Below are 11,200 nucleotides of genomic sequence, written 5' to 3'. Positions count from 1 at the left end.
TAGGCGTGTCTCGGTGATAACCGTCAGTAACGATCAGGGCACGACGGATTGCGCTGTGCCAGCGGTGCCGTACCGCCCCGCCTTGCCTTCCAACTGCTCGCTCAGCGCCAGAACCGTGGCCACCCGCCCGGCGTTCAGCTCCACATTGTCCACAGTGGACAGGATGGACGTCGCCGCGGTGTCCGCGCGCACCATGCCGACCGGACCGGTCGCGTCCGCCGAACCCGTGTCGCCGGCCAGCACGGCGCCCGCACCAGCGCGGTCGATCTGGGCGGCGAATCGGGCGACCGTCGACGCACGGTCCCCGGCGCCGTTGCCAGCCAAGGCACTGCCCGTGAGGATCAACGCCAGCTGGCCTGGCCGCAGATCGGTCGGCATGTGGATGAAGCCGCCGTCGGCCAGGCCGGTGAACGCGGCGGTCACCTCGTTCGGCTTGGCCTGCGGCTGGTTGGTGTCCTTGTTGATCAGGACGAGCGACCCGAGCAGACCACCGGCGAGCGTGCCCGGATCCGACGCGGTGGGCAGCTGCAGCCCAGCCGGGAGCAAGCGCGTGACGACGTCCCTGAGCTGATCGGCCTTCTGCGGGTCAGAGAACGCGTCGGTCAGCTGAAGCTCGCCGGAGACCGTGCCACCGGCGTTGCCGATGAGGGATTTCACCGCGTCACGGTCCGCCGGGCGGGCATCGTGCGTGGTCACCATGACGACGGTGCGTTGCTCCAGTTCCCCACGGACCGCCATCGGGCCGATCGAGCCCGCGAAGCCGTCCGAACTGGCCAGTCTGGCGTTCAGGCCGTTGCGCTCGACTTGCAGATCGGCCACTTGCTTGGCCAGCTCGTCACGGTCGTCGGACAGGCCGGAGAGCAACGTCCGGCTCAATGTGCTCGACCCGAGCACGACCCCGACGGCCAGCGCGAGGAAGACGGCCGCGATCGAGATGATGTGGTAGCGCAGCGAGATCACGTGAACAACCCCTTGATCCAGGCGGCGAAGTCGTTCCAGGTGTTGACGATCCAGTCGACATACGTCCCGCCGACGCCAGACACCGCAAGGCCCGCACCAACCGCGATGAGAGCGGCGATGATCAGCAACACGATGGCGGCAGTCGACACACGGGTGCGGTGCAGGCTCGCGGCGGCCTTGCCGTCAACGAGCTTGCTGCCGAGCTTGAGTCGCGTGAGGAAGGTCGACGGGTTGGAACCGGAGCGGCCGCTGTCGAGGAACTCCCTGAGGGTCGCTTGGAATCCGACGGTGACGACCAGGCATGCGCCGTGCGCGTCGGCCAGGATCAGAGCGAGGTCTTCCGGGTTTCCGGACGCGGGGAACGTGACGGCACCGATGCCCAGGTCCTGGATGCGTTCCAGGCCAGGGGCGTGCCCGTCGGTGTCCGCGGGGATGACGACTTCCGCGCCGCCCGTGAGGGCGTCGGTGCTGATGCGATCGGGATCGCCGACGATGACATGGGGCTTGTACCCCTCGTCCCTGAGGGCGTCGGCGCCGCTGGAGACACCGACCAGCACAGGCCGGTGCTCGGAGATGTAGCGCTTGAGCTTCTTGAGGTCCTCGACGTAGTCCGTGCCCGGCGCGACGATGAGGACCTGCCTGCCCTTGACCGGAATGCGAAGCTCGGGCACGCCGATGCCGTCAAGGATCAACGACCGCTCACGGCGGAGGAACTCGATGGTGTTGGCGGAGAAGGCTTCCAGCTGAGCGGACATCCCGGCCTTCGCCTCGATCATCTGATCGGCGATGGTCTCGGCGGTCTGCTGAGTGCCGCGCGCGACTTCCCGGTCTCCACAGTAGACAGTCCCAGCGTGCAGCCGGAGCTTGCTTCCTTCCCGGATTTCCCGCAGCGCGTGCACACCGACCCCGTCGATCAGCGGGATGCCTTTTTCGACAAGGAGTTCCGGCCCGAGATTGGGGAACCTCCCAGAGATAGAAGGAGATGCGTTCACCACGCCCGCGACACCGGCCGCGACCAACGCGTCGGCCGTGGCGCGGTCGAGGTCGAGCTGGTCGAGGACAACGACATCGCCAGGCCCGATCCGCCGCAGCAGATCCCCGGTCCTGCGGTCGACCTTGGCCACCCCGGTCACCCCGGGCTGACTCTGATTCGCGCGATTGAGCACTCCCGGAAGCTTCATGCGTCCGATGGTGGCAAATGGACAGTCCACAGTGCTCACGCCACGCCGTGCCACGTGGACGGTCACTCACATGAGGGATGCCAGGTCACGTGCTGTGACCTGGCTGGACAACGATCAGCGCAGGACCCGGAACCGCACATGAGTGGTGTTCGGGCCTTCGATCAACCGCGTCCGTTCCAGTCGGATCTGCTGCCTGCCCAAGTCCGCGAACAGCTGTGCGCCACCGCCGAGCAGAACCGGCTCGATGTGGAGGTTGAGCTCATCGACCAAACCGGCACGCAGTGCCTGGTTCGCGGTACTGGCGCCACCCATGATGTACACGTTCTTGTCGCCCGCTGCCTCTTTCGCCATCGCGACCGCTGTTTCGACGTCGGCAACGAACGTGAAGGTGGTGTCGCCCGCGACCCGGACGTCACGTGGCCGGTGCGTCGGAACGAAAACCGGCATGCGGAACGGCGGCTCTTCACCCCAGCCGTCGACGTGGTCGTACGTCCGGCGGCCGGCGACCACGGCACCGGCCGCGGCGACGACCTCGTCGACCATCCAGCGTTCGCCGCCGGGACGAAGGATGGCGGCGCCGCCGACACCAAGAGGGTTCGCCGCGTCGGGCTCCGGGCCGGTGACGTATCCGTCGAGCGACATCGACAGGTTGACTTCCACTAAACCCACGGTTCCTCCGGGAGGTCGGTGCTGAATGCGACCGACCCTAGGACCGGCTGCTGTGCCACCGCTTGAACAAATCAGTCAACAGTGGCTGGTAGGTAGCGGTGTGGTCGTGGTGCTCCCCGCAGGTGCGTTCGAGGCCCGCCAGCAGTTCGGTCGGTGGCACCCCGGTGATCGAGACGACCTCGCGCGACAGGTGGGCCTGGTCGGCGTACCCGGCGACGGCGGCCAGTTCGGTGAGCGAGCGGCGCGGCCGCGGGCCTGCCTGCGCCAAGGCAAGGAATCCCCAGAACCGCAGCGTGCGCTGCAGGACCTTGGGCGAACAGCCCACCGCGGTGCTGAACCTGCGGCGTAGCTGACTGTCCGACACGTACAACTCGGCTGCCAGCGTGTGGACGGCATTGACCGGGCCAGTCGTCAGCAGGCCGACTGCCGCCCGCACCACGGGATCCGGCTCGGCCGCGGCATGGACCAGGCGAAGCACTTCGGCTTCCAGCTGCGCTGCCGCATCCTGCGGCGAACGTGCGGCCGCCACCAACTCGCCCACCCGCAGGGCCGCGCGAGGGTTCCAGAGGTCGTCGTAGCCGACTGTCAGGTCCACCAGGTCCCCCGCCGAGGCACGCACCACGGGCGCCGCGGCACCCGGCCGGAACCGGACACCGACCATCACAGTGCCGGGTGTGAGCAGTTCACGCGTGCGCCCCGACTGCAGGCCGATCACGTAAGGCATGCCGCCCAGCACACAAACGACTTCGACAGTGCCGTTCGGTACGGCCTGAAACCAGTACGGCTCGGCGTCCGGCGCCACCTCCTGGAGCCACACACAGCTCACGTGCGCCGACAACTGCGGCACCGGCAGCCGCTCCCGATAGCTTTGCGGCCATCGGGTCCAGTCGCCCCGGTCCACCTCGGACATGTCCGCAGTATCGCCGACCAAGGTCACCGAGATGCCCGCTTTGGGTCGCTAGGAGCGCTTACGGCGGGACTTCTTGCCGTTGATGGCCTCACGCTTGACGGTCTCGGCCAAGCCGAGGAGCTCCTCCGCGTGGGCACGCCCGGTCTCGGTGGACTCCATGCCCGCGAGCATCCGAGCGAGTTCGACGACCCGCTCCTCCGCCGACAACGTCTTCACACCGGACTTGGTCAGCCCACCCTTGGCGGACTTGTCCACGACCAGGTGCCGGTCAGCGAAAGCCGCGACCTGGGCCAGGTGCGTGACCACGACGACCTGGTGGCTACGGGCCAGCCGGGCCAACCGGCGCCCGATCTCGATGGCCGCACGGCCACCGACACCGGCGTCGACCTCGTCGAAGACCATGGTGGGGACAGGGTCGGCGTGTGCGAGGACCACCTCGATCGCGAGCATCACGCGCGACAGCTCGCCGCCCGACGCCGCTTTGTGGATCGGCAGCGCCTGCGCGCCGTCGTGCGCGCGCAGCCGGATCTCGACCTCATCAACGCCGTCCGCCCCAGCCGACAACATGACGTCGCCGACCTTGAGTGCGTTGGTGTCTTCCGCGGCTGCCAATTTCGGGCGTACGGCGACCTCGATGCCCGAGGAGCCCATGGCGAGGCCCGCGAGTTCTGAGGTCACTTCCGAAGACAGTTCCTGGGCTGCGCGCTCGCGCTCTTCGGTCAACGTCGAGGCGTGCCGTGCCAACTCGGCGGCCAGCTCGTCGCGGCGGTGAGCCAGCGCGGTCAGTGCCTCTTCGGAGGTGTCCAGGCCGGTCAGCTGCTGGGCAGCGTCCGCTGCCCAGGCGAGCACGCCGTCGATGTCCGTGGCGTATTTGCGGGTCAGCATTTTCAGCTCGGCTTGGCGCGCCAGCACTTGCTCAAGACGAGCCGGGTCGGCCTCCAGACCCTCCAAGTAGCCGCTGAGCTCGTTGTTCACGTCGCTCAGCAACACCGCTGCCTCGGCCAGGCGGGGTTCGAGGTCACGCAGCTTGGGATCCTCCGAGGCAGAAAGACGCCGTCTGGCCTCGTCGATCAGGGCCATCGCGCCCGCACCGTCAGCCGGGTCGTCCGGCGAGCCGCTCAGCGAGAAGTGGGCGCCTGCCGCTGCCTCACGGAGCTGGTCGACGTCCGCCAGCCGCCGGGCTTCGTCGACCAGTGCCGTGTCCTCACCCGGTTTCGGGTCGACGGCCTCGATCTCCTTCAAGCCGTGCTGCAGCATGTCCGCTTGCTTCGCCAGTTCACGGGCGCGCTCGGTCTTCTCCCGCAGCTCCTCGATCACATCGAGCCACTCCGCGCGGGTCGACCGGTACTCGGCCAACGCCTTCGCGACCGCGTCTCCAGCGAACGTGTCCAGGACCGCGCGCTGCTCCGCGGGGTGCAGGAGGCGCAACTGGTCGTTCTGGCCGTGGACCGCGATCAAATGCTCGGCGATTTCCGCGAGCACACCCACGGGGACTGATCGGCCGCCCAGGTGGGCGCGGGACCGTCCGTCTGATCCGACCGTACGCAGCGCTATCAGGCTGCCGTCCTCGTCGGGTTCCGCCGCGGCTTCCACCGCGACCTTCGCCGCTGCTGAGTCTGGCGGCACGTGGAAACGGCCCTCGACCACGGCACGACTCGCGCCAGAGCGCACTCTGGACGCCTCCGCACGGCCACCGGACAGCAGATGCAGCCCGGTCACGACCATGGTCTTACCCGCCCCGGTCTCACCAGTGACCACAGTGAATCCGGGGTCCAGTTGCAGGGTCGCCTCGTCGATGACGCCGAGGCCCTGGATGCGCATCTCGGCCAGCACAGTAGGAACCCTACCTACCCGCTCCGACAGTGTTAACGCTCGACCCTGCAAGCAGGTCTTCGGTCATCGCTTGCGCCACCCCTGTACGGGCAAACCAAATTTATTCACAAGCCGGTCGGTGAACGGCCCGTCCCACAGCCGGACCAGCCTGACCGGCTCTGATCCCGCCGAGACCTCCACGCGCGCGCCCGGAGGCAAGTCGAACGTGCGCTGACCGTCGCAGAACAACACCGCCGGGTGCCCGCCCGGATCGACTTCCATGGCCACGACCGACGACGGTGAGACCACGAGCGGCCGCGCGAACATCGCGTGCGCGTTGCTGGGCACCACGAGCAGAGCTTCCACGTCCGGCCAGAGCACGGGCCCGCCTGCGGAGAACGCGTACGCCGTCGAACCCGTCGGCGTCGCGCAGAGCACACCGTCGGAGCCGAACGCCGAGACCGGACGACCGTCGACCTCGATCAGCACGTCCAGGATCTTGTCGCGGCTGCTCTTCTCGACGCTGGCCTCGTTCAACGCCCATGTCCTGGCGATCTCCTCGCCTTCAAGGGTCGCCACGACCTCAAGGGTCATCCGCTCGTCGACGTGGAACTTGCCGTCCAGCACGCGCCGCACGGCCACATCCAGGTCGTCGGAGTCCGCTTCAGCGAGGAAGCCGACCCGGCCGAGGTTCACGCCGAGCACCGGGACACCGGCCGGGCGCGCCAACTCCGCGGCCCGCAGCAGGGTTCCGTCACCACCGAGCACGAACACCAGGTCGACGCCCTTGGCGGCGTTCTCGTCCACGCAGACCGTCGACAGGTCCGGGCTGAAGTCACCCGCTTCGACGTCCAGCGCCCGGACCGCCACTCCGGCCCTGCCGAACTGTTCGGCGACCAGCTCGGCGGTCCGCCGGTTCGCGTGCCGCCCGGTGTGCACGACCATGAGGATCTCGTAGATCGGCGGTCTCTCGGTCATTGCGGTCCTTTCTGCACAGCAGTGTGAACCATCTCGGCGACCTGCTCGGGTTCGAGCCGATCACCACGCCGCAGCCAGACGAAGTACTCCACGTTGCCCGACGGCCCCGGCAACGGGCTGGCGACCACGCCGTGCAGGCGCAGGCCGAGCTCCGCGGCAGCGGTGAGCACTTCGATCACAGCTTCGGCGCGTAGTCCAGGGTCCCGCACCACACCGCCGGAGCCCAGACGTTCTTTCCCGACCTCGAACTGCGGCTTGACCATGGGGACCAGATCGGCGTCTTCGGTCGTACAGGCCAGCAACGCGGGCAGCACCAGTTTGAGCGAGATGAACGACAGATCCGCGACCACCAAGCCGACCGGCCCGGCGGTGAGTTCGGGAGTCAGGCTGCGGACGTTCGTCTTGTCCAGCACCAGCACCCGGTCGTCGGTCATCAACCGCCAGACCAGCAGGCCACGTCCCACATCCGCGGCGACGACCTGCGAAGCTCCGTTGCGCAGCAACACATCGGTGAACCCGCCGGTGGACGCGCCCGCGTCAAGACAACGCTTTCCCTTGACGGTCAAGCCATCGGGCCCGAACGCCTCGAGCGCACCGATCAGCTTGTGCGCGCCACGCGACGCCCAACCGGGGTCGTCGATGTCTTCCTTGACCACCACGGCCGCGTCGGTTTCCACGGCGGTCGCGGGCTTCTTGGCCACGACGCCCTTCACCGTGACATGGCCGTCCACGATCAGCTGGGACGCGTGCTCGCGTGACCTGGCCAGGCCACGACGCACGAGCTCAGCGTCCAGCCTCGACCTGCGGGGCATGGGCGTCTCAGACCTTGTCGATGCTCGACAGCGCCTCGGTCAGCGCCGTGTGCACCGCGTCGAACCGGCCGACGTGCTCGACCGGCTCGAGCTGGTCGAGCCCTTCGAGACCGGCCAGCGCCGCGTCGATCGCGGCGGTCGGGTCCGGTGGCGGCCCAGGGACGGGCGCGTGCCAGCTGCCTTCAGAGTTGAACTGCACCACTTCACGGTACCGCCGTTCTGGCAATTCCCAACGCGCTCAGCGCACTACGTGTCGCGTCGTCCTCGGCACGGACCTTGATCTCACCGCCGTCGATCGGCCGGTGCGCCGCGCACAACGCGCGTAATAACGCCAGTTCGTCAGCGGCGCAGCCGTTTCCGGTCCACCGGGCGGTCAGCAGATGATCAGTTCGGTCGACTTCCCATGCACGCTGTGCCTCAATCTCGAGTCCAGCTGCGGGGCCACATACGTCACCAACTGACGCCGCCACATAACGCGGCCGAAGCCACGCGGGCGCTGCCAACAGGTCTGCAGCCGTCGTCACGCCGGACAGTACGAGCAGAGCGTCCACTTCCGCCGTGACGGCACCCGCGATGTCGGTGTCGAGACGGTCGCCGACGACCAGCGGGCTGCCTGCGGTGGCGGACGTGATCGCCTCGTCCATCAACGGCCGCGCGGGCTTACCCGCGACCACAGGCTCCTGCCCTGTCGCGGCCCGTACGGCTGCGACAAGAGCACCGTTGCCGGGCAGCTCGCCGCGCTCGGTCGGCAGGGTGGCGTCCATATTGCACGCCACCCACAACGCACCGGCACGGATGGCGAGTGTTGCCTCGGCCAGGTCGTTGTAGACGAGTTCCCGCGTCAGCCCTTGGACAACGGCTTTCACGGTGTCGCTGAACGTGCGAACCGGGCGCAGGCCAGCGGCGGACACGATGTCGGCGAGCGAGTCCGTGCCGACGACAAGAACCTCGTCCCCAGGCTGCAGGCGCTCGGCCAGAACCGTGCCCGCGGCCTGCGCGCTCGTGCTCACCTCGGTCGGTTTGGCCACCACACCCAGGCTCGTCAGGTGCTCCGCGACATCCTCAGGGCTACGCGAGGCATTGTTGGTCACGAACCGGACGGCTGTGCCGTTCTCCCTGGCTGCCTGTACTGCCTCTGCCGCTCCCGGAACCGCCTCACCACCGCGGTAGACGGTTCCGTCCAGGTCGAGCAGCAGCGCATCGTAGATGTCGAGCAGCCGACGTTTCACTGCAGCGCGGCCCCAAGTTCCACGGCCCGCTCGGCCGCGTCGGTCTCTTCCTCGTCATCGACCTGAGCCGCGTTGAGGAACCAACGGATCGCTTCGTCGTTACGACCGGCAGCCTCAAGGTTGTCGGCGTACGCGTAGAACAGCCGCGCGCTCCACGGGTCCCGTCGCTTCGGGTCCAAGTCTGGGCCCTGCAACGCGACAACCGCAGCGTCCAGCTGTCCCATGTCACGGCGTGCACCGGCCGCGACGATACGCAGTTCGACGGCGGTCGCCGGGCTGACGTCCGTGCCGACCTCCTTGGCCAGGTCGAGAGCCCGCTCGGGACGGCCGAGGGCACGCTCACAGTCAGCCATGACGGCGATGTGCGCGTTCGAGCCCGTCATGCGGCGCACCGCACGCAGGTCTGACAACGCCTCCGCCCATTCGCCCGCGTGGTACGCGGCCAGACCAGCTGCCTCACGCACGATCGCCACCCGCGACGCCTTGCCACGCGCGATGCGGGCGTGCTTCAGGGCGAGCTCGGGGTCTTCGTCGATCAGCATGCCCGCCGCGGCGAGGTGCTGGCCGACGTCCTCGGCCTGGGCCTTGGGCAGGCTCTTGAGTTCCTGCCGGGCCTCGGGGTCGAGCTTGGAGATGTCCGCGCCCTCGGGCAGCGTCTCGAGGTCCGGGTTGGCCGGCTTCTTCGGCTCGGGCCTGGCCTCAGGCGCTTCGTCGGTCTGCTCGGCGGGCTCCTGCTCGGACGCCTCGGTCACCGGCAGGTCAGCACGCTCGACATCCTGCGAAGGCTCGAAGTCGCGGCTCGGCGACTCCTCGCTGGGGACGTCCTGGACGTGCTGCACTTCCTGACTCGGCTGCTCATCGCGATCGAAGTCGCGACGCGGGCGCTCGTCACGGTCGAAGTCCCGGCGCGGGCGGTCATTGCCGGAGTCGCGCCGGGGCCTGTCGTCGCGGCTGAAGTCGCGGCGTGCTGGACGGTCGTCCTTATTGAAGTCGCGGCGCGGACCACGGTCACTGAAGTCGCGACGCGGCTTGTCGTCCCGGTTGAAGCTGCGCGCGGGACGGTCGTCCCTGTCCCGACGGGGCCGGTCATCGCCGTTGGAGTCACGCCGCGGACCACGGTCACCGAAATCCCGGCGGGGCCGATCGTCCTTGTTGAAGTCACGACGGGGACCGCGGTCGTCGCGGTTGAAGTCCTTGCGCGGACCACGGTCACCGAAGTCGCGACGCGGCTTGTCATCCCGGTTGAAATCCCTGCGGGGACGGTCATTCCGGTCGAAGCTGCGCGCGGGCCGATCGTCCTTGTTGAAGTCGCGGCGCGGTCGATCGCTGCGATCGAAGCTGCGGGCAGGGCGGTCGTCGCGGTTGAAGTCCCGACGCGGGCGGTCGTCCCGGTCGAAGTTCCGGCGCGGCCGGTCATCGCTGTTGGAGTCCCGCCGCGGGCCACGGTCACCGAAGTCGCGACGCGGCTTGTCATCCCGGTTGAAGTCCCGGCGGGGACGGTCGTCACGGTTGAAGCTGCGCGGCTTGTCATCCCGGTTGAAGCTGCGCGGCTTGTCGTCGCGGTTGTAGTCCCGGCGCGGGCGGTCGTCGCGGTTGAAGTCGCGGCGGGGACGGTCGTCCCGGTCAAAGTTCCGGCGCGGCCGGTCATCGCTGTTGGAGTCCCGGCGCGGGCCACGGTCACTGAAGTCGCGGCGCGGCTTGTCGTCGCGGTTGAAGTCCCGGCGGGGACGGTCGTCACGGCCGAAGGTGCGCCGGTCCCCGCCCCGGTTGTTGTCACGGTCTCGCGGGGTGAAGTCGCGGCGTGGCTTGTCGCCGCGGTCATAGCCGCGGGAGTTGTTGTCGCGCGCGGGCTTCCGGAACGGGCGGTCGTCCCGGTCATCTCGGCGGAAGTCACGGCGATCGGAGTCGTCGCGAGGCGCCCAGCGGTCACCCCGCTCGTCGCGGTTACGGCCGCCGTACCGCTGGTCGGTGCCAGCTCCACGTGGCTTACGGTCGCCGGCATACCCACGCCGACCGTCCTTACGGCGATCGTTCTGACGATCACCGCCGGCTCCGCGACCGCGCGGCTGGTCGCCGCTACCGGCCTCGGGCCGATCGAACTCTGACACCTAAACCTCCACGCCCCGTCCCGCGGGGCTGAAAACTTCTCAAGTTGGCCAGCAGGCCATCGACCATGGTAACAACCGGCCTGCAACGCAAGAGTTTCAGCCGGTGCAGGTCACCGCTCATGAATGGTTATCCGGGCACAACCCGGGCAAACATTCACGAGGGACCACAAGCGAAAAGGCCCCGCGATTACTCGCGGGGCCCCTCGAAGAATATTACCGCGGCGACCTACTCTCCCACACCGTACCCAGTGCAGTACCATCGGCGCTGAAGAGCTTAGCTTCCGGGTTCGGAATGGGACCGGGCGTTTCCTCTTCGCTATAACCACGGTAAAACCGTGAAACCACTCAAACCGGGGTTTGGTGTTTCAGAACCGTACAGTGGATGCGTAACATCTTTGTGAGCAAGTCCTCGGCCTATTAGTACCAGTCAACTCCACACGTTACCGTGCTTCCATCTCTGGCCTATCAACCCAGTCGTCTAGCTGGGAGCCTTAACCCATCAAATGGGTGGGAGACCTCATCTTGGAACGAGCTTCCCGCT

11 protein-coding genes and 2 rRNA genes are annotated in these 11,200 nt (G+C 68.0%); 1 reads left to right on the top strand and 12 read right to left on the bottom strand.

Going from position 1 to position 11,200, the window contains the following annotated elements:
• Nucleotides 1-33 precede the first annotated feature (33 nt).
• The 10 genes from B9C43_RS51855 to B9C43_RS58020 form a co-directional block, all read right to left on the bottom strand.
• Nucleotides 34-960, bottom strand: a complete 927-nt coding sequence (locus B9C43_RS51855; protein WP_084434620.1) for a copper transporter — start codon at nucleotides 958-960, stop codon at nucleotides 34-36.
• Nucleotides 957-2,141: a putative cytokinetic ring protein SteA gene (steA, locus tag B9C43_RS51850; protein ID WP_084434619.1), complete on the bottom strand. Its 1,185-nt coding sequence runs from the start codon at nucleotides 2,139-2,141 to the stop codon at nucleotides 957-959. Before steA ends, B9C43_RS51855 begins: the two co-directional genes overlap by 4 nt.
• A 114-nt stretch (nucleotides 2,142-2,255) precedes the next feature.
• Nucleotides 2,256-2,810: a dihydrofolate reductase family protein gene (locus tag B9C43_RS51845; RefSeq protein ID WP_084434618.1), complete on the bottom strand. Its 555-nt coding sequence runs from the start codon at nucleotides 2,808-2,810 to the stop codon at nucleotides 2,256-2,258.
• A 37-nt stretch (nucleotides 2,811-2,847) separates the two neighbouring features.
• On the bottom strand, nucleotides 2,848-3,720 hold the full coding sequence (locus tag B9C43_RS51840; protein WP_084434617.1) for a helix-turn-helix domain-containing protein: 873 nt from the start codon (nucleotides 3,718-3,720) through the stop codon (nucleotides 2,848-2,850).
• A 48-nt stretch (nucleotides 3,721-3,768) separates the two neighbouring features.
• The gene (recN, locus tag B9C43_RS51835; protein WP_033387638.1) at nucleotides 3,769-5,553 is read right to left on the bottom strand and encodes a DNA repair protein RecN; all 1,785 of its coding nucleotides are present in this window, start codon (nucleotides 5,551-5,553) and stop codon (nucleotides 3,769-3,771) included.
• 63 nt (nucleotides 5,554-5,616) lie between these two features.
• Nucleotides 5,617-6,510: an NAD kinase gene (locus tag B9C43_RS51830; protein WP_033387639.1), complete on the bottom strand. Its 894-nt coding sequence runs from the start codon at nucleotides 6,508-6,510 to the stop codon at nucleotides 5,617-5,619.
• On the bottom strand, nucleotides 6,507-7,322 hold the full coding sequence (locus B9C43_RS51825) for a TlyA family RNA methyltransferase (protein WP_033387640.1): 816 nt from the start codon (nucleotides 7,320-7,322) through the stop codon (nucleotides 6,507-6,509). Before B9C43_RS51825 ends, B9C43_RS51830 begins: the two co-directional genes overlap by 4 nt.
• A 7-nt stretch (nucleotides 7,323-7,329) precedes the next feature.
• Entirely contained in the window at nucleotides 7,330-7,521 is a 192-nt protein-coding gene (locus B9C43_RS51820) for a hypothetical protein (RefSeq protein ID WP_037272132.1), read from the bottom strand.
• A gap of 4 nt (nucleotides 7,522-7,525) precedes the next feature.
• Nucleotides 7,526-8,551 (bottom strand): HAD-IIA family hydrolase, encoded by a 1,026-nt coding sequence (locus B9C43_RS51815; protein WP_143447210.1) that lies wholly within the window; start codon nucleotides 8,549-8,551, stop codon nucleotides 7,526-7,528.
• Nucleotides 8,548-9,390, bottom strand: coding sequence for a tetratricopeptide repeat protein (locus tag B9C43_RS58020; RefSeq protein ID WP_235039342.1), 843 nt, complete (start codon nucleotides 9,388-9,390; stop codon nucleotides 8,548-8,550). The genes B9C43_RS51815 and B9C43_RS58020 overlap by 4 nt, the downstream gene beginning before the upstream one ends.
• On the opposite strand from B9C43_RS58020, the gene B9C43_RS58015 reads away from it, so the two are divergent.
• On the top strand, nucleotides 9,382-10,656 hold the full coding sequence (locus B9C43_RS58015; protein ID WP_200826094.1) for a hypothetical protein: 1,275 nt from the start codon (nucleotides 9,382-9,384) through the stop codon (nucleotides 10,654-10,656). The two genes, B9C43_RS58020 and B9C43_RS58015, sit on opposite strands and share 9 nt — an antisense overlap.
• Nucleotides 10,657-10,872: 216 nt before the next feature.
• Here B9C43_RS58015 and rrf read toward each other — a convergent pair.
• Together rrf and B9C43_RS51800 are read right to left on the bottom strand one after the other, a co-directional pair.
• Nucleotides 10,873-10,989, bottom strand: a 5S ribosomal RNA gene (gene rrf, locus B9C43_RS51805).
• 67 nt (nucleotides 10,990-11,056) lie between these two features.
• Nucleotides 11,057-11,200, bottom strand: a 23S ribosomal RNA gene (locus B9C43_RS51800); the annotation flags it as partial.

This window comes from Kibdelosporangium aridum (assembly GCF_900176515.1).
Classification (GTDB): domain Bacteria; phylum Actinomycetota; class Actinomycetes; order Mycobacteriales; family Pseudonocardiaceae; genus Kibdelosporangium; species Kibdelosporangium aridum.
This window is presented reverse-complemented; position numbering and strand designations above follow the sequence as displayed.